Genomic DNA, 21,860 nt, shown 5'->3' with positions numbered 1-21,860 from the left:
AGTACCGCTTGTTTCGTTGGAGATTGACTTTGTACCCGATTACTTATCGGAATGACGGCTGATCGGGGGAGACAAATTGACAGTTCAGGACGTGCACGCGTCACCGCCCTCTCGGGTGACGGTTTGGGATGAGTTGGAGATTTGGGCGAAGGATTTCTCGCCCTGGCAAAAGCTGACACTTGCTTGGGCGGTGCGCTATGGCGTTCTTACTGCTGAGCAGATCAAACAGGTCTACGGTGTGTTCCTGCATGGATTTGGGTTGGCGCACGAACCAAGTCCTAAGCTAGAGATTCCAGCAACAATAACCGGCAAAGCGAGCGGGCTCGCCTCGCAAAAACCCCGGCTCTTGCGAATTCATGACGTCAGCGGCGTAAATGCGCTGACCCCATCTGCGGAGCTGGTTTTTTCGCCCCAGCTGACGCTCATCTATGGTGGAAATGGTGCTGGAAAAAGCGGCTTTGCACGCATCCTGACGAATGTGTGTTTCAGCAGAACTCGGCACGCGATCATTCCCGACATTTATGACGATACCGCTCCAAGAAAAGCCTCGGCTACCATTGTCTTGGTCGATCACGCTGGCAACGAAATCCCACTCGTCTTCGATGGAACGATGGAGCATGCCGAGCTAAAGAGGTCTTTTGCGGTTTTCGACAGTTCGGTGGCGGGAAAGCATTTGACAGACTCGGGACCTCTTGGCTTCAAGCCGGCAGGTTTTGACGTATTTCCCGAGATGGCGAGGGTGTATGGTCTGTTGGCTCAGAAGCTGGCCGCCGCCATCGACGCGCGACCAAAGCAAAATCGCTTCGTAAACGCTTTCATCGGAAACGTAACGGCCGCTTCCGCGGCTGTTGCTGCACTGGGGCCAAAAAACCGACCTGGCGGCTCTACGGAAGCTAGCCGAGTATGGCAAGGACGAACATGCCCGAGTTGAGGAAATCCAGCGTTTAACCTTGGAATTGCAGTCCACCTCGCCGGAGGAGAGCATTCGACGGCTCACGGAAGCGCGTATGCCAGTCGAGGTTCTGCGTGACACCTTAAAGCAGCTGCGCGCGGGTCTATCGCAGACTGAGCGGGATGGGGCGAAAAGCCTACTTGCGGAATTCAACGACACCGCCAGGAAGGTAGCGGCAACCGGTACGGCATCGTTCAAGTCGGAAAAGTTGAAGGGTGCCGGTGGGCCGGAATGGGAAAAACTCATTACAGCCGCTTACAAGTCGGCTGCCCTTGAACACGGTCATTATCCAAACGACGGTGACAGTTGTTTGCTTTGCCAGCAGCCGTTAGGCGACCAGGCCGTTGAACTTTTCGAGCGATATTGGGAATTCCTCACCAGTACGGACCGGACGGCGCTGGTGGCCTTGGACAACCAGATCAAGGCCAAGATCAAAGGTTTCGAGAGCCTAACCCTCGATATTTTCGGCGAAGACACCATTGCGCGAACATATCTCAAGACTGCGCACCCCTCGCTCAATGAGCAGATTATTCAGCTCCTTGCCATCCTCAAGCTCGACCGGGATGCCGTCGTTGTAGCCTTGCAAAAGGCCGGAGAGACATTTCCAGGCGACGGCACCATGGATTTGACGCCAGCATTTGAGGCTGTGATTACAAAGATTGACGCGGATATAGCAGATTTGAAGCTTCTCAGTGTCGCGGATGCCATCGCCAAGCTCGACGCCGAGAGGGTGGAGCTTCGTCATCGCGAAGTTCTAAGCAAGAATCTCGATGACATCGAAAAATACGTAGCGGATCTCAAATGGTGTGAGGTCGCTGACTCTAAGGCCAAGCCGGCTTTGAGCCCCCGCCGCCTCACCGAGAAAGAGGGGGAACTGTTTTCAAGGGTCATTGCAGAAACCTACAGATCGCGACTCGGACAGGAATGCTCCGGACTCGAATGTGCCATCCCGGTTGAGTTTCGCACCAAAGGCCAGAAGGGGCAGACGATCCGCTCGCTTGCCATCAAGGAATTCGCTTTGGATCAAATCCTGAGTGAGGGTGAGCAAAGGGCCGTTGCCTTGGCAGACTTTCTGACCGAGGCCGCTCTCAATGAGCTCAATGCCGGGCTAATTTTTGATGATCCGGTCAACTCCCAGGACCATCAGCGCAAGGAACGTATCGCTGGCCGGCTGGTAGAGGAGGCCAAGAGCCGGCAGGTTATCATATTCACACACGATCTCTTGTTCTTCACCAAGATTTGCGGCGCAGCAGAAAAAGCCCAGATCGAACCAATGATGCACTGGGTTCAAAGAGGCATCAACGACAAGCCTGGATTCGTCAGTCTTAACGACGCCCCGATTTCCACGCCCCAGTATCTCAAAACCAAGCTGGCGGAAGAAACGTTGGCCCAAGCGCAACAGCGGCTCGGCTCGGCTCGGGTAGATCTGGTGCGCAAGGGCGCCAACCAGCTACGGCGCACAATCGAGGAGGTGGTGCCACACCTGTTGCTCAAGCGTAAGCGCGAATTTCTCCGCACCTTTTTCCATTGAGCGTGTTTTGGCATGAAGTGTCCACTTAACGGAGGTGGACACCAAGTGATTGAGGACGATGAACAGAAACTGCTGGTGAGGCGGATTTTGCGCAACGGCCGCCGGCGGTACGACCCGGCGTCGAAAGAGCGGCTAGTTGCGGCCTGCCTTGAGCCTGGCGTGTCGGTATCGCGACTTGCGCTTGAATATGGGATCAATGCCAACCTTCTTCGGAAATGGATAAAGACGACCAAAGACGCCGGTGCTTTGCCGCCACCTGCACCGTCTGCGTTCATTCCAGTTCAAGTCACCGCTGCGGACCACAGCCTGCCTATGCAGAGCAATTCGGTGGACAGGCCTGCTGCGCGTGGTGAAGAGCGGCTGTCGAAGTCGGAAAGCATGGGCTCATTGCCACTCCCAGCCAAGGTGAGCGCGTCTTTGCCGAACGGCGTGAAGCTGGTGCTGGAATGCGGTGATGTAGACGCGTTGACGGCGATCATTGGAGCTCTGGGCCATGTTCAGACTGGGCGCTGATCTCAACGTCTACCTGCACCGCGAGCCGATCGATTTTAGGGCCGGCATCAACAGCCTTGCGGTCCTGGTTCAGGAGGTGATGGAGCTTGACCCATTTGCGCCTGCGGTCTTTGCATTTTGCAATCGCCGCCGCGACCGGATGAAACTCTTGTTCTTCGACCGGTCCGGCTTCGTGCTGGTTCTGAAGCGGCTGACCGAAGACAGGTTCCGATGGCCACGCCGGGAGACGGCGGTGGTTACGCTGACGACCGAGCAGCTCCATTGGATTCTCGACGGCATCGACATCGATGCAATGGTGCGCCATCCGGTGCGGCAATATCAGGTTGCGGGCTGACGGCTCCCGAATTGTGCGGTTGACGCGTCGGTGCGGTTCAGATTCAAAACTACGATGAATCGACCTGGCGAACCGACTGTTGAGGAGTTGATGGCGCGCATTGCTGTGCTGCAGGCGGAGAACCGTCAGCTCGCAGAACGCGTGGTTAAGCTCGAGGAAGAGTTGGCGCTGGCGCGCTCACATCGTTTTGCGCCCAAGAGCGAAAAGCACGTTGATCGCCTTTTCAATGAAGCCGAACAGGTTGCCGATGAAGACGACGCCGGCAGCGAAGATGGCAATGTGGTCGACCTGCCGGACACCGGCTTTCCGTCCACCGAAAAGCCGGAGGGAAAGAAGCGTGGCCGCAAGGCCCTGCCGGAACACCTGCCGCGCGAGCGCGTCGAGTATGACCTTCCCGAAGATCAGAAGGCCTGTCCTTGCTGTCGTCACCGGATGCACCACATGGGCGAGGCCATTACCGAGCAGCTTCATATCGAGGTGAAGGCGAAGGTCCTGCAGAATGTGCGCTTCAAGTATGCCTGCCGCCATTGCGACCGTACCGGCATCAATACGCCGGTCGTGATCGCGCCGATGCCCGCGCAGCCCTTGCCGGGCAGCATCGCCACGGCCTCGACACTGGCATTTGCTCTTGTTCACAAGTACGTCGACGGCACGCCGCTCTACCGCTTGAGCCAGGCATTCGAGCGAGCCGGCGTGCCCGTCAGCCGCGGCGCTCTGGGGCATTGGGTGATCGGATCGAGCGAGAAGCATCTCTCCCGCATCTATGACGCACTGAAGCTGCGGCTCAGGTCTCAAGCACTCATCCATGGCGACGAGACCACCGTCCAGGTCCTGAAGGAAAAGGACAGGGAGGCCACCAGCACATCATTTATGTGGGCATACCGGAGCGGCGAAGAGAGTAACGAGCCGATCGTGCTGCTCGATTATCAACCGGGTCGCGGCCAGATTTATCCGCAGGCCTTCCTCGGCGATTACCGCGGCATACTGATGAGCGATGGCTATACCGCATGGCGCACGCTGGCAGGGGCCACCCATGTGGGATGCATGGCCCATTCCAGACGTCGCTTCGTCGATGCCCTCAAGGCAAGAAAGAAGGGGGGCGGTCCGCCGGAGCAGGCGTTCAAGTTCTTCGAGCAGCTCTACCGGGTTGAAGGCCAAGTTCGGAACGAAAAGCCGGACAAGGGCGAAACACAAGCCGATTGCATTCGCCGCTTTCGCCAGCAACACAGCGTTCCCATCCTCAATGCTCTCAAGACATGGCTCGACGACATCGCGCCGAAGGTCTTGCCCGATAGCAAGATCGGCGACGCCGTGTCCTACACTCTGAACCAGTGGGAGTACCTGACGCGATACACAGAAGACGGCAGGATGCCGATCGACAACAACCTCCTCGAACGCGATATCAGAATCTTTGCAACGACCGATTCATACTGCACCTCTCCTCAAACGTCCGGAAACAGGGACTTTTGGTTTTCCATTTTGATGCGACACGGGCCCCTGTGACGCGGAAACTGGGTTACTTGATCCTTTTCCAGGTCCGTGGCTCGTATTTGGTGCGGCGCATCCGGAACAACCTGCTCGGTAGGGAGCACGCCCTCCTTGATCAGTCGACGGACACGATGGGCTGTAACTCCAAGCTTTTTGGCAGCTTCGGTCAGCGTGAGCCATTCGCCATTCTTTTCGGCGGATCGGTAGCCGTGGATTTTATGGACCGTGCGCAGTGCCCCGACACGGCGCGCCGTCCAGGTTTTGCCTTGTCCGGTCTGCATTCCCATCCGGTTGAGAGTGGCGGCAATGTTTGCGTCGGACCAGCGGGTAGCCATAGACCGCATGACGGCAAGGGCGGCCTCCGGAGTACTCTGGCCATGTTCGCCAGCTTTGGGTTTGCGAATACGCAGCTGGGAGTGCTGGCCACCCCTCCAGTGGATCGTCAAAATAACTTCACGTTGCTCTTCATCGACGTCAGCGATGATATCCGACACGAGGGTGCGGAGGAGCTGCTGACGGCAACGCATATCGACGTCAGGCGCGCGCCAGGCAGCCTCCAGGTCGGTGGCAATGCCAGCAAAATCGGGAACTGGGGTGACAAGATCGATTTGTCGCGCTTGGGCCAAACCCGCTTCACAGGCTTCCACGCGCCTGAGCGCTGCCTCCCAGCTCTTCTCAAGTTGGGCAGCGATCAGCCGGTTGTCGGGGTCGCAAGCGGCATAGCGACGCTCAGCGAGAGATGCCTCGTATCGAGCTTGCTGCAAGTCCAGCTCCACCATACGGTGTCGTTCTTCCAGATTATCCCGATGCGCACGATCAGCTTCCATTGCGGCCTCGATCGCCATTGGCGTCACGGCTCTCAATATCTCTTTGCCGATGGCAGGGTCGATGCGAGATGCGCCAAAAGTCATGCATCGCGGCTTGGCCAGCATCTGGTTGATACGTTCGCAGCGGTAATAGGGATGACCCGGAGGCCGGCCCGAATAGACAACGCCCAACCGCCTTCCACATCGGCCGCAGGTGAGCAGGCCCGCAAGCAGCGCACGGCCGCCACGACCCGACTTGATGCCGCCTTTCTGTCCAAAGGCATTGACGGCGATATGGCTCTGGTTCCGCTCAAACTCACTCCAATCGATATAACCTTCATGATGATCCTGGAGCAGCACTTCCCACGTTCCAAAGGGCTTGTTGTGGCCGTAGCTTTTGCGAGCCCTGCCATCGACAATCTCCGTTCGCTTCTCGCTTTTACCATAGACATAGACCCCGGCGTAGAATGGGTTCTTCAGGATCGAAATAACACTTCGATAGCGAACCGGCACCCAGTCGAAGGACACCGTTTTGCGCCCGTCAGAAGGGCGGGGAAAATGGAAATTATCAGCCGTCAGCGAAATCAGCACCTGGCGGGCGCTGCCAAGCTCGCGGAAGCGCGAAAAGATGAGGCGGATCGCCTGCTGTACCCGAAGATCAGGATCAAGCCCCAGACCGTATTCACGATGCCAGATATAGCCGATCGGAACACTGAGGCGCAGTTCCCCCCGCCGCGCTTTGGCGCGAGCCGCGTCAAGCATGCGCGTTCGCAATATGCCGAGCTCAAACTCGCTGATGCTGCCCTTCATACCCAACAACAATCGATCGTTAGGCCGACAAGGATCGTACACCCCGTCGAGATCTATGACGCGCGCTTCAACCAGGCCGCACAGTTCCAGGAGGTGGTGCCAATCCCGGCCGTTACGGGAAAGGCGCGATGCGTCGAGGCAGAGCACTGCGCCAACTTTGCCTGTGCACAGGCCGCTCACCAGTCGCTCGAAACCAGGGCGGTCGACAGCGCCGCTGGCGGTCCGACCAAGGTCATCGTCGATCACCTCGACATCATGGAATCCCCAGCGGCGCGCAACATCCACAAGTTCATATTGTCGCCGCTGGCTTTCCAGGTTGTTCTGGACCTGACCGGGGGTCGACTGTCGAACGTAGACCACAGCTTTGCGCTTCAGCACCGTCGCTGGAAGGAGATCATTGCCCGTCATCGCTCGTCTCCTTCGTCGCGACGCCGGCCGCGGCCATCAGGAGGGTCGCCAGCACGGCGACAACAACGCTTCGTTCCGGGTCGCTCAGGCCTCGCATCTGCGGCGTATCGAGCGGCATGCTCAGCTGCTGGGTCAGCACCGGTAATGTCGAGGGTGGTGGTGGTAAAGCCTTCATGGCGCGCCTCCTGGATGGCCGTGAGTCCATCCGTCGAAGTCTGCCTGAAACCGCGCTCGGTAAGCAGTCTATGAAGCTCTACAAGTCCAATCACCGCAACGCGCGGTTCGCCCATCTCCATGTTGGCGCAAAACGCCCGATCCAGCATCCACTCTGCGACCTGAATGATCTCACCCGGCCTAATCTCGACCCGAATGATCGAACCGTTAGCCCGATCCTCCCGACCTTCATGCCGGAATCGGCCGCCGTAATATGGATGCCAGCGATAATGAAACTCTACCATCTGCCCGACATGGGCAGAATGACCCTGCGATGGCCACCGGCAGAAAATCCTGGCTGTTCAGCGATACCGTGGATGGAGCCAGGGCCAGCGCCGTCATATACAGCCTGATGCTGACCTGCCGCGCCTGTGGCGTCGAGCCCTTGGCCTACTTGCGCTACGTCCTCAGCGAATTGCCGCAGCGCGCCACAGACGCCGACATCACCGACCTGCTGCCCTTCAACTTCGCCAAAACCGCCGCTGCATGATCCGATGCAGCCGTCTGACAGCGACCCCGTCAAACGGGCCGCGTCAACGCGCATGGAAATGAGCGCTTACGCTCAAGCAGGTTGTGAAACGCTGGGACGACCGCATCATGGTGACGGCGCTTCGACGCGTGATGTGGGATCAGGATCTGATTGAGGAAATCATTGATGTGTTCGAGATGTGTTCTGCCATTATGGAAGGGCATAGTCACACTGAGGCAGGTACAGAAGCGCCCCCAACCATCGAAAGGTTGGGGCAGCTTGTCGAGCGCGCCAAGGCAATCATCACCAAGGCAAAACCGGATAAGCCTAACCCGACTTGAACAGTTGGAGGTGAACGGATGGCGAACGCTGTCCGTTAAGCTATTGAATTCACTCGCCTTGAGTTTTCGGCGCGAAAATGTGTGGTAACAACATTTGATCTGCTAGCCGCATGTTGTATGGATTTTATGGCATTTATTCGCTAACAACGCTGGCATGTTTGTCGTTGAGAGAGTCGCGCGCGGCCACCGCTATCTTTACCTCGTGGAAAGTGTCCGCGACGGCAAAACCGTTCGCCAGCGCACGATAAAGGCGCTGGGCCGCAAGGATGCGCTGGTTGCCAGCGGCGAACTTGACAGATTGGCGGCCTCGATTGCGCGCCATGGCGAACGCAGCCTCATCCTGTCCGACATTGACGCGGGGCGAATTGCCTCTCGCCGCATCGGCGGTCCGCTGTTGTTCGGGCGGCTGTGGGAGCGGCTCGGGATCGGCGAGGTGCTGGAAGAGGTGCTGGAAGGGCGCCAGTTCGGCTTTGCGGTGGAACGGGCGGTGTTCGTTGGCACGCTGCATCGGCTGTTCGTCTCGGGCTCGGACCGCGACTGCGCGAACTGGATGGCCGATTATGGTATCGAGGGCGCCGAGGGTCTGGCGCTCCATCACTTTTACCGGGCCATGGCGTGGCTGGGCGAGGAACTCGGCGAAAAGGCGCAAGGCGCGCTGGTGGCGCGCTGCGTGAAAGACGCGATCGAGGAAAAGCTCTTCGCGCGCCGGCAGGACCTGTTCACCGACCTCAGCCTTGTGTTCATGGACACCACCTCGTTGTGCTTCTACGGCGCGGGCGGCGAGACGCTGGGCAAGCGCGGGCATTCCAAGGACTTCCGCCCCGATCTGGCGCAAATGATCCTGGCGCTGGTCGTTGATGCCGAGGGCCGGCCGATCTGCACCGAGATGGTGCCCGGCAACACCGCTGACGTGACCGTCCTGTTGCCGGTGGTCGATCGGCTGCGAACGCGCTTCGGCGTCACACGCGCCTGCGTTGTCGCCGATCGCGGCATGATCAGCGCCGATACCATCGCCGCGCTCGAAAAGCTGGGCATGGAATACATTCTGGGGGCCCGCGAACGCTCGAGCAGCGTGATCCACAACGTCGTGCTCAATGACGCGGCACCGATGGTTCCGCTCGTTCTCGAGCGCCAGCGCGGTGAAACTCAGTTGTGGGTCAAAGAGGTCAAGGTCGGTAAAGACCGCTATATTGTCAGCCGCAATGACGCCGAGGCCGAGAAGGACAAGGCCGACCGCCAGGCGATCATCGCCGGCCTCGAGGCACAGCTCAAGAAGGGCGACAAGGCACTGGTCGGCAACTCGGCCTACCGGCGTTACCTCAAGGCCAGCGGCAAGAACTTCAAGATCGATGTCGGCAAGCTTGCCGAGGAAGCCCGGTACGACGGCATCACCGTGGTGCGGACCAACGCGAAGGTGACCCCGCTCCAGGCCGTGCTGCGGTATCGCGATTTGCTCGAGGTCGAGAGCCTGTTCCGCGCCGCCAAGGCAACCTTCAATACCCGGCCGATCTTCCACCAATCCGATGCCGCCATCCGCGGGCATGTGTTTTGCTCGTTCCTGGGGCTCGTACTCAGCAAGGAACTGTACCGCCTCTGCCGGGCCAAAGGCCTGACGCCCGAATGGCAGCCGCTTCTACGCGATCTCGACCGCCTCCAGGAAGCCACCATCGAAAAGGATGGTCGCATCGTCACCACCAGAACCCACGTTACGGGCCAAGTAGGCAACGTCTTCAAGGCATCTGGCATCGCTCTGCCACACAACCTCGACGAACAACTCGCCTGAGATCATCCCCAAAATGTAGTGGTAACACGCGCCGGCGCGCGCCTAACGTGCTGATATAATAACATATTCTTACAGGCGGTGTTTAAGTGGGGTCACACAGCCTGATTTTTTTGGTTTTCCCGCGCTCCTTCGAGATGCAGGTTCTCGATCGCTTGGGCGTTGGTGCATGGGTCCGGACTTGAGCGGATGTCGATCTTTGAAGCGGCAGGCTATGCCGTGGCCGCCTTGCGGCGGGCGGATTTCGGGCGTGCGCAGGCAAGCATGCGGTTAAGGACGGCGCAGCCGATGGCGACTTCGGTCTGCTGAACGGGAAGCGACCGTGCCCGCAAACGCCGCCCGATGGTGGACTTGTATCGCCCTATGGCGGTCTCGACCAGCGAGCGTTTGCCATAACCGTTGGAGACCTGCCATTTCATCCGGCCGTCTCTGCCGATTGCGGCGATATGCTGGTCCCTTTGGCCGGCAGGTCTATCGTCGAATGGTTCGACCGCGTTGACGCGAGACGGAATGACGATTGCGGTGGCAGCGCTATGATCGATGACTGCGTCGTAAGTCGGTTTTCCGTCATAGGCGCCGTCAGCAGTAAACTGTCCGATCGGACCGCCAATCTGGTCGAGTAGTGGCTCAACTTGAGAGACATCGCCAGTGTCCTGATCAGTCAGGGTATGGGCAATGATCTCGCCGCTGTCGGCATCCAGTGCCAGATGCAGCTTGCGCCAACTGCGACGGGATCTGGCGCCGTGCTTCTCCTCCAGCCACTGACCCGCGCCGTAGACCTGCAGGCCGGTGCTGTCGACAAGAACATGCACTGGTCCCTCCGGCGCAACCTGGCGATCATGCCGTTTGTTGGGCGATTGCCATTTCCGCGCCCGACGGCTCAGGGTGGTATGATCGGGGACAGCGAGCGCCAGCCCCATCAGTTGCAGCACCGATTCCAGCAAGCCTTCTGCCTGGCGCAGCCGCAGGCCAAACACAAGGCCCAGCGTCAAGGTGGTCTCGATCGCCAGATCAGAATAGCGGTGCTGGCCGCCACGTGTCTTGCGTCGTGGCGCTTGCCACCTGGACAGGGCTTCCGGCGTCACCCAGAGGGTCAAACTGCCGCGATGACGAAGTCCTGCCTCATATTCTGGCCAGTTCGTCACCCTGAACTTCATCTTCTCAATATGATGGCGGCGGCTGGTATTGTGTTTGAAAGGCATGGCTACGCTACAAAGGCTATTGCGGTGACCGCTTGCCTAAACCCACACCAATAAACGATCCGTGCACCAACGCCGTGTGGCATCGCTTTTCCTCGGATGCCCCATTCTTTCCGCCGGCGCTAAATCCACAGGCGCGGCCGGTCTTGGTCGCTCACGCCCTCCATGGCCTCGTGCTGTCTGCCATTGAAATCCGTGTGCGGGACGCGTTCCGGAGCGAAGATGTTGGAGGCCAACCACGTTCATTGTGTGTCAAGCGAAGTGAGGATTTGACCCGGACAGTTTCTCAATTCGGCCGACACATTGTGAGCTTCACTGCTTGAGTGCTGCACGGTGTTACCGATCGGGCAGGAGGCTGACCCGGTGATTGCGGGGTGCGCTCGTTGTCGGATTCTCGACGATGTCGGACATGTGACACAACGCTGCCAGAGCGATCCCAGCGTTCCAAACGATTTCCCGGTTGGCACGACAGATGCAGTCCTGTGCGCAAAAGCACTGCGACGCCGTCCACTGAGGAGAGCCTAGCTGATGATCGCGTTTTTGGAACATGCGGGTGCAGCCGCCAAAACTGAGTGTTCCCGAGCAGACGGAAGCCATTGCGCTTTCATTTCTCTGGTTGTGCGGACATGACCGAATTCGATTTCCGCCCAACAGTGAATGCACCCGACGATGACCCCCATCTTTGGCTTGAAGATGTAGAAGGTGAACGGGCACTTGCGTGGACCGCCAGCCAGTCGGCAAAGACCCTGAAGCACTTTGGTGGAACGCAGTTCGATCGGGACCGGGCGGCACTGACGGCGATTTTCGACCGTCCCGACGGGGTTCCCCTGGTCATGCGCCGCGGTCAGTATCTCTACAATTTCTGGCAGGATGCCGGAAATCCCCGCGGGGTGTGGCGCCGGACCACCCTTTCCGTCTACGTGAAGGCGGATCCGCAGTGGGAGCTACTGCTCGATCTGGACTTCCTCGCCGCGAGAGACGGAGAGGACTGGATCTGGGGCGGCGCGTCGATCGAGCCGGAGAAACGGGAAAGAGCCGTTCTGCGCCTGTCGCGCGGCGGCAGCGATGCGGTCGTGCATCGCGAATTCGATCTAGGGACTCTGAGCTTAGTCACCGACGGTTTCAATCTCCCGGATGCCAAGGGCGGCATTGATTGGCTCGACCCTGACACGCTTCTGCTTTCCAGTGCGATTGGTGATGGCATGGCCACCCGCTCCGGTTACGCGCGCACCGTGCGGCTGTGGAAGCGTGGCGCGGATCCCCTCGCCGCGCCGGTAATCTTCGAGACCGGTTCCGAATCCCTCGGCGTGTCTGGCCATCTGGACCGTACCGCCGAAAGCGAGCGCCTATGGTTTATCGAAAAGCCGGCCTACTTCGAGAAGATAGCCCGCATTGGCGATAGAAGCGGGCCGAAGGTTGAGATCGACCTTCCTCGGGACGCCTGGTGGAATGGCTTCGATGACTGGCTGGCGGTAAAGCCGCGCAAACCCTGGACGGTTGGTGGGACGACCTATGCCGCCGACGCGCTGATCGGCATCTCGCTTTCCTCTTTCATGGCCGGCGAGCGCGGATTTAGTACCCTGTTTGAACCAGCCGAAAGGCGTTCCCTGCAGTCATTCTTCTGGAATGAGGGGAAACTCGTCAGCTCCTACTTCAGCAACCTCGTTCCGCGATTCGAGATGTTCACCCCCGGTCCCCAGGAATGGACGCGCCGAACCCTGGACACTGTGCCCGGCGCGAACAATGTCCAACTCTGGTCACTCGACGCAGAAGATCACGAAACCAATGGAGAGGTCTTGGTCTGGGCTCAGGATCCGATCACGCCGCCGCAGCTTTCCCTATTCGATCTCAATGCCGCGCCGCCTCTCAGCGCTTCACTAATCCTGAAGCGCAACCCGGAGAATTTCGACGCATCCCGACTGACGGTCACGCGCCACGAGGCAGTCTCGATCGATGGTGAGATGATCCCCTATACGCAGGTCGGTCCGGCGGACGGGAACGGCGATGCCCCGGTTCATCTCACCGCCTATGGCGGGTTCGGCATGTCGCTCCTGCCCTCCTACAACTCCGCGCTGGGCAAGCTGTGGCTCGAACGCGGCGGCACGTGCGTGGTGGCGAACATCCGTGGGGGCGGCGAGTTCGGCACCCGTTGGCACGACGCCGGGCGCAGACAGGGCAAGCGTCTCGCCCATGACGATTTCGCCGCCGTTGCGGCCGACCTCGTGCGAAGGGGCATTACGCGGCCGAGCCGGATTGCCGCCGAGGGCGGCTCAAATGGCGGCCTCCTGATCGCCAACATGCTTACCCGCTACCCCGAGCACTTCGGCGCGCTGTTCTGCACAGTTCCGCTTGTCGACATGCGCCGCTACACCAAGCTCCTGGCGGGCGCGAACTGGATCGACGAATATGGCGATCCTGACAAGCCGGCCGATTGGGCTTTCCTGAAGGAAATCTCCGCCTATCACGCCGCAACGCCGGGACAGCCTTATCCGCCTGTCCTGCTCGCCACGACGAAGCGCGACGACCGCGTCCACCCGGGCCATGCGCGCAAGATGGCTGCAAAGCTGCAGGCTCTTGGCTATCCCGCTTACTTCTACGAGCTCAGCGCGGGCGGGCACGGCTACGGCAAGGACAATCGCGAGCGGGCCGCATTCATCAGTCTTGGCACCAACTTTCTACGCAGCATGATCGGCTGGCAAGCCGATAGCGCTCATTGACGACCGGGGGCGCGACAGGAGCAAACTAGGAACAAGTGAGTACAGATCGACGTCTGCGACAACTGTACAAATAATGCGTGCAGAGTTTGCGTAAATGCGCGCCAGAGCTCTGTCGATCTCAACCAATACAGCAGACCTATTCACAGTGCGGCCCGTCATTTCTGACATGCAAGGAGACAATATCATGGCAACAAAGCGAACGAACGTGGCGCGGGGAGCAACAGCGGCCATCGTCCTGCGAGGTATACGGGTCGCAAGTAACGGAAGCCGACACGTTGTGTCGCCTTTGTCGGGTCCGCGACACAGTCTGGGTCTAACCGATCTATTGTTTTGCCCGAGGCTAAGCCACTGAAAGCAAACGCCATTTTTTTGCTTCGGCCCAACTCGACGAGCTGGCACGAGCCTTGAAACCATAAGGGCGAGGCGGCGAGAGCTGCCGGCCGGTATTCATGTCGCGGGCAGCCGCAAGAGAACAAAGGAAGGAAAGCTATATGGCAGGTCTGCGTCAGATCGCATTGTACGGCAAGGGGCATCGGGAAGTCGACCACGTCTTCGGCCGCAACGGCCGAAACGTTGCGCTCGTAGTTTCCCCAGTCGCGGCAAAGATGCCGCTTATCGAAAGGATGGGATGATGGAACCGAACCATCAAGAACCGGCCAGCCTCTCCGGCACCCCGCAGAAGAAGAGCTGGCGCAAGCGCATCGCCATAGGCGGCATTGCGATAGCGGCGCTTGCCGGCGTCGGCGTCGCCGGCGCGCTCAGCCAGGATTACGAGCGCATGCAGCGCTTCGGCATGGGCGGGGGCCATGGCGGACTCGACATGCACATGCAGGCCAACTTCCGGCGCGGGATGGGGTTCGGCCAGCATCGCTTTGAGCGCATGCTCGAAGAGGAGATCGACGCCACGCCCGAGCAGGAAGAGAAACTGAAGGCGATCAGGGACAAGTTCCTCGACGGTCTCCGCCCGATCATGCTCGGCTTAGTCTGTACCCTAAACGATGTCGACAAGCTGCCAACCATCGACCGCGAGGCAGCGGAGAAGCTGCGGGCCGCGCTCGTCGCGGCCTTCGACGAAGCCTCGCAAGCTGACGACGGCGCTGCTCGACGGCGCCGCGGTGCTGACGCCCGAGCAGATGGAGAAGCTTGTCGAATTCTGGGATTAGCCGGCACCCGCTGGTAAGCTTTGTACCTGCACAGTTTCGAATCGGAGCAGACAAACGAGCATGGCGGAACTAGGTTCTCATCGTAGACGACGACAGGCGCCTGTCCGCCATGCTCGCGAAATACCTGACACGCAACGGCTTTCGCGTGAGAGGCCGAGACGGCTGGTGCAGGCATTTCTCGACGTCATGCTGCCCGACATGGACGGCTTCCAGGCCCGCAACTACTGATCCCAAAAACAGGACCATTCACATGAAGAAGCCCAATCCAGTAGATCGCCGTGAAACCGCCCGCAGCCACGCCGGCGACCTGATCCACGAAGGTCTGCGCCAGCACATGCTGCGCGTCTACAACTACATGGGCGTTGGCCTCGTGGTCACCGGCCTGGTCGCCTTCATGGTGTCATCGACGCCGGCGCTCCACGTGCCGATCTTCTCCGGCCCGCTGAAATGGGTGGTGATGCTGGCGACGCTCGCCTCCGTCATGCTGTTTTCGTTCAAGATGCAGACCATGTCGGCGGCCAGCGCCCAGGCGATGTTCTGGGCGTTCTGCGCGGTCATGGGCCTGTCGCTTGCTTCCGTGTTCCTCGTCTTCACCGGAACCAGCATCGCGCGCACCTTCTTCATCGCCGCCACCATGTTCGGCGCAACCAGCCTCTACGGCTACACGACCAAACGCGACCTGACCCAGTTCTCGTCGTTCCTGATCATGGGCCTGATTGGCGTGGTGATCGCCAGCATCGTCAACATCTTCCTCGGCTCGACCGCGCTGCAGTTCGCCATCTCGGTGATCGGTATTGCCGTCTTCATCGGCCTGACCGCCTGGGAAACGCAGACAATCAAGGAACAGTATGCCGAGAACTTCGATTCGGAATCGCGCCAGAAGCTCGCCGTCTTCGGCGCCTTCTCGCTCTATCTGAACTTCATCAACATCTTCCAGCTGTTGCTGAATTTCACAGGCGAACGCGAATAGCCGCGCCGGGCAGAGCCGGCCAAGGTTGGCGCCCAGACTTGGATATAGAGCCATGGCCGGAGGGCGACCCTCCGGCCAACAATCGACCCGAAGGCCCGACCACACCTTGAGTCCGCAAGGGCTTTTGCTACATTGCCCGCTGCATCAGCCTGCACACCGGCCGCGCGAGGACATGTGCGCAAGACAGCCTAACGCTTCATGGCGACGGCATCTCGGCGACCGTCGTCCTACCGCGTGAGCGATCGCGTCTACGACGCCGTCATTGATCGGGCGCCGGTCCCAAGTATTGCGTGGGCGCTGCGTCCGTGAGCGGGTTGCTGCTCGCCGCGGCGTGCCCTGTACCCTGTACACGCATCGCCTCGCCGGAGCGCAGCCGGCCGCACTGTGACCAAGGCCTTCGAAGGCCTCGTCGATATCGGGGTGGTCGAAAGCCGCCGCGGCATGGGCATGTATGTTGCCGACGGGGCGCGCGAAAAGCTGCTCGCCCACGAGCGGCGCAAATTTTTAGCCGAGGACTGGCGCGCATAATCGCCCAGATCAAGGCCCTCGGAATCGATCCCGCAAAGCTGTTGAAGGAAAGCCAAGCACATGAGTGATACTGCTCTCGCCCCCATTGTCTCCGCCCGCGGGCTGCGCAAACATTTCGGCAAGACCGAGATCCTGCATGGGCTCGATTTCGATATCCCCGCCGGCCGCATCTATGGCTTGGTCGGTCATAACGGCGCAGAAGACCACGACGCTGAATGCGCTCCTCGGCCTCACTTCCTACGAAGGCACCGTTCGCGTCCTCGGCGAGGATCCGTACCAGAAACGCGCCGCGCTGATGGAGAACGTCGCCTTCATCTCCGATGTCGCCAGCCTGCCGCGCTTCCTCCGGGTCCGCGAGCTCTTCGCGCTCATCTCCAACATTCATCCCAGGTTTGATCAGGCCAAGGCCCGCGGCTTCCTCGAAGGCACCGACGTCAAGATGGAAGCCAAGATCAAGCACCTGAGTAAAGGCATGATAGCCCAGCTCCACCTTGCCGCGGTGATGGCCATCGACGCCAAGCTGCTGGTGCTCGACGAACCCACGCTCGGCCTCGACATCACCTATCGCAAGCGCTTCTACCGCCGCCTGCTCGATGACTATCGTTCCCGCTACGTGCGCCGCCATCATATTCGGCGACGTATCGCGGGCCAATCCGACGACGGTGCGCTGGTGGCAATTCGCCCAGTCGATGACCGACCCCGGTGAAGGGAATGCTCACTGGCCCCAACGCGATTGTCTATTTTCCCAAGATCTGCGATTGAGGTCGGGGTGTTGTCACCGTTTCAGCGGGTAAGATGGGATAGGCAATCTCCGGCAGCTTTCCGGTCAGCGAATTAAGGAAGGCAACGAGCAGGTCGAGTTGGTTTTCCGTAATTCTTCGCCAAGCTGGGTGGTCCCCATGATGGCGACGGCCCGTCTCAGGTCCCAAACCTTGCCCGAATGAAAGTATGGCGCGGTGATTGCTACGTTGCGCAGCGGCGCCACACGGAAGAATCGTCGGCTGCATTGGTGTCAAATCGGCCCTTGTCGTTCTCCTGCAGAACGTCGGCGCTAGGCTTCTCAACAAGGCCGAATGTGTAATACCCTTCCCCTCCAATGTTGGTACCGGAATGGCAAGACGACAGCCCTTTTCCATGAAAAGCGCTAGGCCCTGTTTCTCTTCGGGGCGTTGTCACGTTGTTTGAAATGTGGTCGCGTGAGGCCGATACCGCGCTTTTCAGGCAGGCCGTGCACTCACGGCTTCCCACGCGGCCATTGCCTGGCGTCGATGGTTCGAATTTGTGCTGCGGAGCGGTTGGTCTGGGATGGGACGAAGAGATTTCGGACGGCGGAGAAGATCGACACGAAATGCTGCAATGAGCCGACCGACCGGAAACCCTGTCGCGTTCGTTCCCGTTTTCGGAACGGCAGGTGAGAATTCTCCACCCGGTTGTTCAAGCCTTTATGCGAGCGGTGTTCCACGTTCGGCATGACCTGGCGTTGGGCCGCCCCGTAGGAGCGCAGTTTGTCGGTGATCATACGCTTTGGCGGCAGACCCTGCTTCTTCAGAAGTCGCGTCAGCAGGCGCCTGGCGGCCTTGGTGTTGCGACGCGTCTGGACAATCTCGTCGAGCACATATCCGTCCTGATCAACCGCTCTCCACAACCAGCATTTCTGACCGTTGATGCGCACCGCGACTTCATCCAGGTGCCAGACGTCGGCGACTTGCGGCGTATGCGGCGCGCATAATCAGGGCCGTGCTTTCGGCACCATCGGCGGATGGTCTCGTAGGAAACGACGATCCCGCGATCGAGCAGCATTTCCTCGACATCGCGCAAGCTCAGATTGAAACGGAAGTAGAGCCAGACAGCACGGGCCACGATTTCGATCGGATAGCGGTGGTTCTTGTAGGTCGGTGCACTCACGGTCATGGGTGCGCTGCTACCTCAATTTCCTTACCCCTCAATCAATGTGACACCACCTTCCGCAATGGTACCACGCGCGACCGCAAAAATCCTGCGGCCCACCTCGGATGGATACTGACTATGAGATGGCCGCGTTGGTTATTCGGTGTCTCGGAAAGCCTCATGCGAAGTGTTGCAGAAATGCTGATAAGGCGGGAGATGTGTTTTCGTGATGCCATGCCAGTGCCAGTTCGATAGTCGGTGCGTCGCCGTCAAGTTCAACCGCGACGACTCCTTTCGGAAACAGCAATGTGGACCGTTGCGGCAACAGACATATGCCGCCCGCTGTACTGATGAGCGATAAGGCCATTACCAAGTTCTCGGACTCATAAGCTGAAGTGAACTCGACGCCGTGCCGAGCTGCATATGTTTGAATAATATCGAAAAGTACCGGCGCATCGCTGGCGGACACACCGATCATTGGTGCCCCGACCAGCTGTCGAATGTTCAAGGAAGCTTCAGCGGCGAGTGGGTGGTTGACAGGCAGTGCGACGATGAGCCGCTCCCGACGAATGATTTTCGCCATCAAACCCTGAGATTGCTTGGATGGCCGAATGAAGCCGGCATCAACGCGCCTTTCACGAAGGGCCGAGATGAGCAATGGGGATGGTAGGCTCCGCAGTACAATCTCGCCACTGCCGAGGCTGCCGCCGACAGCACCCATGACGCGTGGGAGTTCCTCGATTTCGACGCCAGGGACAAAGCCTAGCGACAGTGAGTGCGCATTTGCCTTGGCCGCCTGCCGGACGCGCTCTAAGGCCATTTCGGAATGCTCTAGCAACAATCGAGCCTCAGCAAGAAGAATGACCCCGGCCGCCGTCAACGATATCCGACGACTGGTTCGCTCGAGGAGGCGCGCGCCGACATGCTCCTCCAGGTCGCGAATTTGACGGCTGAGTGACGGTTGAACCGTGTTGAGGCGACTTGCTGCGCGAGTGAAGCTGCCTTCATCGGCAACGGCAACGAAGTAACGGAGATGACGAAGTTCCATGGTGGTGATCTATAGCGAATTGGTATCGATCCAGCAAATCAAAGTATTGGCCCTTCCCCATTCGCGCCCCTATGTGAAGCTATGGCAGTCACGAATTGCTACCGCAATCAAGGAGCGCATAATGAATGATCCATTTGGATCAACCAAACCGGAGCAGTTGAAGGGCTTCATCGGCAAGCACTTCATCTATACCTACGAGAATGGCTGGCAGTACGAAATGTATCTCAAGGACTCTCGTACCATCGACTACCGTATCCACAGTGGCATGGTCGGTGGGCGGTGGGTCCGGGATCAAGAAGCGCATATCATCCGGTTGAGTGATGATGTCTGCAAAATTTCGTGGGACGAGCCCACCGGCACCACTGTGAGCGTGGCAATCAATTTCGCGGAGAGACAGCTACACGGAATTATTTTTTTTCCGCGATGGGTAGCTCAAGCCCCGGAAAAAACCATTTGTTTCCAGAATGATCACTTGGACGCCATGCTAACCTATCGAGATACCGGGCCCCACTATCCCAAGCTTGTGATCGACGAGTTTGCTCCTATTACATTCATCGAGGATCGGGGCGAGCGCGACGAGACCGTAATCGACTGCGCGCCGGCGGATCTTCCCGACGGCTATGCTGCGCGCCGCGGCTGATCTGGCGACTTCGCACCCTGCCGATCACGAGACTGTCGCTGCTTCCGCATGCGCCAGGTTCGATCTCGCCCACGTGCAGTCATATTTCATGGCCACGGACGACCGCATCAACAATGTCGCCGTTGCAATGCTTAAAGCCTGTAATCATACCACTGCTCAAGAAATGGGCGAGAAACAGACGAGGTCTATTTTCGATGTATATCGATCCTGAAGTGAAAAATCTCTTCGCGAAAATAAACGAACAACCCGCCCCGTCGATGGATCAGCTTAGCGTGGCTGACGCGCGGCAGCGATATTGCGATCAGAGCGCAGTATTGGGCGGACCGGTGGTCGCGATAAACCAGGTCGCGGACTTCGCCGCGGAAGGACCTGCGGGCGCAATTCCGCTTCGTCTGTACCGTCCTGATGGTGTACCCGAGGATGCCGCACCGGCATTGATCTACATCCACGGCGGTGGATGGGTTATAGGCAGCATCGAGTCGCATGACCGCGTATGCCGTCAGATTGCGCATCGTGCCAGCTGCGCGGTGATATCAGTCGAGTATCGCTTGGCTCCCGAGCATCCAGCTCCCGCCGCTGCGGAAGACGTTATCTCGGCCTTGATCTGGATTGTCGATCATGCCACGGAGATCGGCGTCGATGCCGGTCGTCTGGCTGTGGGCGGTGACAGCGCAGGCGGTAGCCTGACGGCAGTCGCGGCCCTCGCGGCAAGAGATGCCGGTATCCCTCTACGCTGCCAGATTTTGATTTATCCGGCCACCGACAACAGAGACAGCGCATGGTCGTATCCATCGCGGATCGCCTATGCTGAAGTTCCGCCTCTGACACGTCCCATAATGGAATATTTCCGGGAAAGTTTCTTACCCGACAAGACGGCTGCGCAGGATTGGCGAGTGTCGCCGCTGGTGGTCGAGTCTGTAGAAAATGTGGCGACAGCTCTGGTTATAACGGGGAGCTGTGACGTACTGCACGACGAGGGAGTGCTTTACGCAGATCGATTAGAAAAAGCCGGCGTGGCGGTCATACGCCGGAATTTCCCCGGCATGGTCCACGGCTTCATCGAAATGGCAGGCGTGCTGACGGCCACCCACCTCGCTCTCGACACCATCGCATTCGTACTGCGCGAGCAGCTGGTTCAATCAAAGTAACACTGTCAGTGCCTTTGCCTATCCAACTCAGCGACACCTTTTGCCGAAAGCACCGGCTCCGGCATCGTAAACTTAACGCTGCGAAGGCACGATTTGGAGTTCTGCCTTTGGTTCAGGCGGCATGAAGGCGTGCGATCTGGCGCCATGTTTCCATGGCTATTGCTCGCAGCTCGCGATGATGGGTGGATGAGATGTCGTGGCGGGGAATGTGAAAGAGGTTGGCGATCGGGTCGTGGATGGAAACAAAGCGTTGAAGCTGCCTGGCTGACTTGAAGCGCTTATCCTCTCACGCCTTCGGATCGGCTGATGGGAGTTTTCCGCCCGATTGTTCAGGCCTTTGTGCGAGCGATGTTCGACGCTGGGCATGATGTCGCGTTTTGCGGCGCCATAGGACCGGAGCTTGTCGGTGATCATCACACGGGGCGAACGGCCTTGTCCTCTCAGGAGTTTTCTCATCAACCGCTTTGCAGCCCTGGCACTCCGGCGGTTCTGGACCAGGACGTCAAGGATGAAACCATCCTGATCGACGGCACGCCATAGCCAGTGTTTCTTGCCGGCGATCGTGATCACAACCTCATCGAAGTGCCATTTGTCACCGAGCTTGCCGGCCGTTCGCCTCCGGATATCATTGGCAAAGTGTCTGCCAAACTTCTCCGCCCAGAGCCTCACGGTCTGGTGAGAGACGATGATGCCACGCGCTGCCAGCATATCCTCGACCATGCGCAGACTGAGCGGAAAACGGAAATAGAGCCACACCGCATGGGCAATCACTTCTGCAGGAAATCGATGGCGACGATAGAGAGGATCACGGGCAGGTTTGGTCATGCCGCTAAATCCCACATCTTTCTGGAAAACCAGTTAAGTTTACGATGCCACCCACACCAATAAAAGATCCGTGCACCAACGCCATTAGAA

17 protein-coding genes and 5 pseudogenes are annotated in these 21,860 nt (G+C 59.1%); 15 read left to right on the top strand and 7 right to left on the bottom strand.

All coding sequences use genetic code 11. From position 1 onward, the window contains the following. Positions 1-76 precede the first annotated feature (76 nt). The 5 genes and pseudogenes from DBIPINDM_RS02965 to tnpC all read left to right on the top strand — a co-directional run. A complete protein-coding gene (locus DBIPINDM_RS02965; RefSeq protein WP_258580695.1) occupies positions 77-931 on the top strand; it encodes an ATP-binding protein in 855 nt (284 codons plus the stop codon). A gap of 76 nt (positions 932-1,007) precedes the next feature. Continuing rightward, positions 1,008-2,483 (top strand): AAA family ATPase, encoded by a 1,476-nt coding sequence (locus tag DBIPINDM_RS02960; protein WP_258580694.1) that lies wholly within the window; start codon positions 1,008-1,010, stop codon positions 2,481-2,483. A gap of 48 nt (positions 2,484-2,531) precedes the next feature. Further along, entirely contained in the window at positions 2,532-2,996 is a 465-nt protein-coding gene (gene tnpA, locus DBIPINDM_RS02955) for an IS66-like element accessory protein TnpA (protein ID WP_258581239.1), read from the top strand. Continuing rightward, positions 2,977-3,330, top strand: coding sequence for an IS66 family insertion sequence element accessory protein TnpB (tnpB, locus tag DBIPINDM_RS02950; protein WP_258580693.1), 354 nt, complete (start codon positions 2,977-2,979; stop codon positions 3,328-3,330). The genes tnpA and tnpB overlap by 20 nt, the downstream gene beginning before the upstream one ends. A gap of 54 nt (positions 3,331-3,384) precedes the next feature. Further along, positions 3,385-4,749 (top strand): annotated as a pseudogene (gene tnpC, locus DBIPINDM_RS02945) (IS66 family transposase); the annotation flags it as partial. A 23-nt stretch (positions 4,750-4,772) separates the two neighbouring features. Here tnpC and DBIPINDM_RS02940 read toward each other — a convergent pair. After that, the gene (locus DBIPINDM_RS02940; protein ID WP_258580692.1) at positions 4,773-6,842 is read right to left on the bottom strand and encodes a recombinase family protein; all 2,070 of its coding nucleotides are present in this window, start codon (positions 6,840-6,842) and stop codon (positions 4,773-4,775) included. After that, positions 6,829-7,017, bottom strand: coding sequence for a hypothetical protein (locus DBIPINDM_RS02935; protein WP_258580691.1), 189 nt, complete (start codon positions 7,015-7,017; stop codon positions 6,829-6,831). The genes DBIPINDM_RS02940 and DBIPINDM_RS02935 overlap by 14 nt, the downstream gene beginning before the upstream one ends. Positions 7,018-7,332: 315 nt before the next feature. Here DBIPINDM_RS02935 and DBIPINDM_RS02930 point away from each other — a divergent pair. The 3 genes and pseudogenes from DBIPINDM_RS02930 to DBIPINDM_RS02920 form a co-directional block, all read left to right on the top strand. Continuing rightward, positions 7,333-7,545, top strand: a pseudogene (locus DBIPINDM_RS02930) (transposase domain-containing protein); the annotation flags it as partial. An 83-nt stretch (positions 7,546-7,628) separates the two neighbouring features. Next, a complete protein-coding gene (locus DBIPINDM_RS02925; protein ID WP_258580690.1) occupies positions 7,629-7,865 on the top strand; it encodes a hypothetical protein in 237 nt (78 codons plus the stop codon). A 154-nt stretch (positions 7,866-8,019) separates the two neighbouring features. After that, the gene (locus DBIPINDM_RS02920) at positions 8,020-9,648 is read left to right on the top strand and encodes an IS1634 family transposase (protein ID WP_258580689.1); all 1,629 of its coding nucleotides are present in this window, start codon (positions 8,020-8,022) and stop codon (positions 9,646-9,648) included. Between the two features lie 209 nt (positions 9,649-9,857). On the opposite strand, the gene DBIPINDM_RS02915 is transcribed toward DBIPINDM_RS02920, so the two are convergent. Beyond that, positions 9,858-10,847, bottom strand: a complete 990-nt coding sequence (locus DBIPINDM_RS02915; protein WP_258580688.1) for an IS5 family transposase — start codon at positions 10,845-10,847, stop codon at positions 9,858-9,860. Between the two features lie 623 nt (positions 10,848-11,470). Between DBIPINDM_RS02915 and DBIPINDM_RS02910 the strand changes: the two genes are divergently transcribed. The 5 genes from DBIPINDM_RS02910 to DBIPINDM_RS43295 all read left to right on the top strand — a co-directional run bounded on the left by DBIPINDM_RS02910 (position 11,471) and on the right by DBIPINDM_RS43295 (position 16,928). After that, positions 11,471-13,561: a prolyl oligopeptidase family serine peptidase gene (locus tag DBIPINDM_RS02910; protein WP_258580687.1), complete on the top strand. Its 2,091-nt coding sequence runs from the start codon at positions 11,471-11,473 to the stop codon at positions 13,559-13,561. Between the two features lie 628 nt (positions 13,562-14,189). After that, positions 14,190-14,741, top strand: a complete 552-nt coding sequence (locus tag DBIPINDM_RS02905) for a hypothetical protein (RefSeq protein WP_258580686.1) — start codon at positions 14,190-14,192, stop codon at positions 14,739-14,741. Positions 14,742-14,974: 233 nt separating this feature from the next. Next, the gene (locus tag DBIPINDM_RS02900; protein ID WP_258580685.1) at positions 14,975-15,694 is read left to right on the top strand and encodes a Bax inhibitor-1/YccA family protein; all 720 of its coding nucleotides are present in this window, start codon (positions 14,975-14,977) and stop codon (positions 15,692-15,694) included. Positions 15,695-16,078: 384 nt separating this feature from the next. Beyond that, entirely contained in the window at positions 16,079-16,222 is a 144-nt protein-coding gene (locus DBIPINDM_RS02895; protein ID WP_258580684.1) for a hypothetical protein, read from the top strand. Positions 16,223-16,358: 136 nt separating this feature from the next. Continuing rightward, positions 16,359-16,928, top strand: coding sequence for an ATP-binding cassette domain-containing protein (locus DBIPINDM_RS43295; protein ID WP_416361676.1), 570 nt, complete (start codon positions 16,359-16,361; stop codon positions 16,926-16,928). Positions 16,929-16,959: 31 nt separating this feature from the next. Here the strand turns inward: DBIPINDM_RS43295 and DBIPINDM_RS02885 are convergent. From DBIPINDM_RS02885 to DBIPINDM_RS02875, 3 genes and pseudogenes are all read right to left on the bottom strand, one after another. Then, positions 16,960-17,385, bottom strand: a pseudogene (locus DBIPINDM_RS02885) (cytochrome-c peroxidase); the annotation flags it as partial. A gap of 54 nt (positions 17,386-17,439) precedes the next feature. Beyond that, a pseudogene (locus DBIPINDM_RS02880) lies at positions 17,440-18,133 on the bottom strand (IS6 family transposase). A gap of 154 nt (positions 18,134-18,287) precedes the next feature. Further along, on the bottom strand, positions 18,288-19,157 hold the full coding sequence (locus DBIPINDM_RS02875; protein ID WP_258580683.1) for a LysR substrate-binding domain-containing protein: 870 nt from the start codon (positions 19,155-19,157) through the stop codon (positions 18,288-18,290). 121 nt (positions 19,158-19,278) lie between these two features. Here DBIPINDM_RS02875 and DBIPINDM_RS02870 point away from each other — a divergent pair, with 121 nt between their 5' ends. Both DBIPINDM_RS02870 and DBIPINDM_RS02865 read left to right on the top strand, forming a co-directional pair. Further along, positions 19,279-19,797: a phenolic acid decarboxylase gene (locus DBIPINDM_RS02870; protein WP_318036885.1), complete on the top strand. Its 519-nt coding sequence runs from the start codon at positions 19,279-19,281 to the stop codon at positions 19,795-19,797. A gap of 194 nt (positions 19,798-19,991) precedes the next feature. Further along, positions 19,992-20,945, top strand: a complete 954-nt coding sequence (locus tag DBIPINDM_RS02865; protein ID WP_258580682.1) for an alpha/beta hydrolase — start codon at positions 19,992-19,994, stop codon at positions 20,943-20,945. 112 nt (positions 20,946-21,057) lie between these two features. Here the strand turns inward: DBIPINDM_RS02865 and DBIPINDM_RS02860 are convergent. Next, a pseudogene (locus DBIPINDM_RS02860) lies at positions 21,058-21,770 on the bottom strand (IS6 family transposase). Between the last annotated feature and the right edge of the window lie 90 nt (positions 21,771-21,860).

The sequence above is a fragment of the Mesorhizobium sp. AR02 genome (assembly GCF_024746835.1).
GTDB lineage: Bacteria > Pseudomonadota > Alphaproteobacteria > Rhizobiales > Rhizobiaceae > Mesorhizobium.
The sequence above is the reverse complement of the archived record's forward strand: the minus strand, read 5'-3'. Positions and strand labels throughout refer to the sequence as shown.

What these genes read in the sequence shown, in the direction of transcription:
- DBIPINDM_RS02960 (WP_258580694.1), top strand. Translation starts at nt 1,008, where the DNA reads ATGCCAGTCGAGGTTCTGCGTGACACCTTAAAGCAGCTGCGCGCGGGT.
- tnpB (WP_258580693.1), top strand. Translation starts at nt 2,977, where the DNA reads ATGTTCAGACTGGGCGCTGATCTCAACGTCTACCTGCACCGCGAGCCG.
- DBIPINDM_RS02940 (WP_258580692.1), bottom strand. Translation starts at nt 6,842, where the DNA reads ATGACGGGCAATGATCTCCTTCCAGCGACGGTGCTGAAGCGCAAAGCT.
- DBIPINDM_RS02935 (WP_258580691.1), bottom strand. Translation starts at nt 7,017, where the DNA reads ATGAAGGCTTTACCACCACCACCCTCGACATTACCGGTGCTGACCCAG.
- DBIPINDM_RS02920 (WP_258580689.1), top strand. Translation starts at nt 8,020, where the DNA reads ATGTTTGTCGTTGAGAGAGTCGCGCGCGGCCACCGCTATCTTTACCTC.
- DBIPINDM_RS02915 (WP_258580688.1), bottom strand. Translation starts at nt 10,847, where the DNA reads ATGCCTTTCAAACACAATACCAGCCGCCGCCATCATATTGAGAAGATG.
- DBIPINDM_RS02910 (WP_258580687.1), top strand. Translation starts at nt 11,471, where the DNA reads ATGACCGAATTCGATTTCCGCCCAACAGTGAATGCACCCGACGATGAC.
- DBIPINDM_RS02905 (WP_258580686.1), top strand. Translation starts at nt 14,190, where the DNA reads ATGATGGAACCGAACCATCAAGAACCGGCCAGCCTCTCCGGCACCCCG.
- DBIPINDM_RS02900 (WP_258580685.1), top strand. Translation starts at nt 14,975, where the DNA reads ATGAAGAAGCCCAATCCAGTAGATCGCCGTGAAACCGCCCGCAGCCAC.
- DBIPINDM_RS43295 (WP_416361676.1), top strand. Translation starts at nt 16,359, where the DNA reads ATGGGCTCGATTTCGATATCCCCGCCGGCCGCATCTATGGCTTGGTCG.
- DBIPINDM_RS02875 (WP_258580683.1), bottom strand. Translation starts at nt 19,157, where the DNA reads ATGGAACTTCGTCATCTCCGTTACTTCGTTGCCGTTGCCGATGAAGGC.
- DBIPINDM_RS02870 (WP_318036885.1), top strand. Translation starts at nt 19,279, where the DNA reads ATGAATGATCCATTTGGATCAACCAAACCGGAGCAGTTGAAGGGCTTC.
- DBIPINDM_RS02865 (WP_258580682.1), top strand. Translation starts at nt 19,992, where the DNA reads ATGTATATCGATCCTGAAGTGAAAAATCTCTTCGCGAAAATAAACGAA.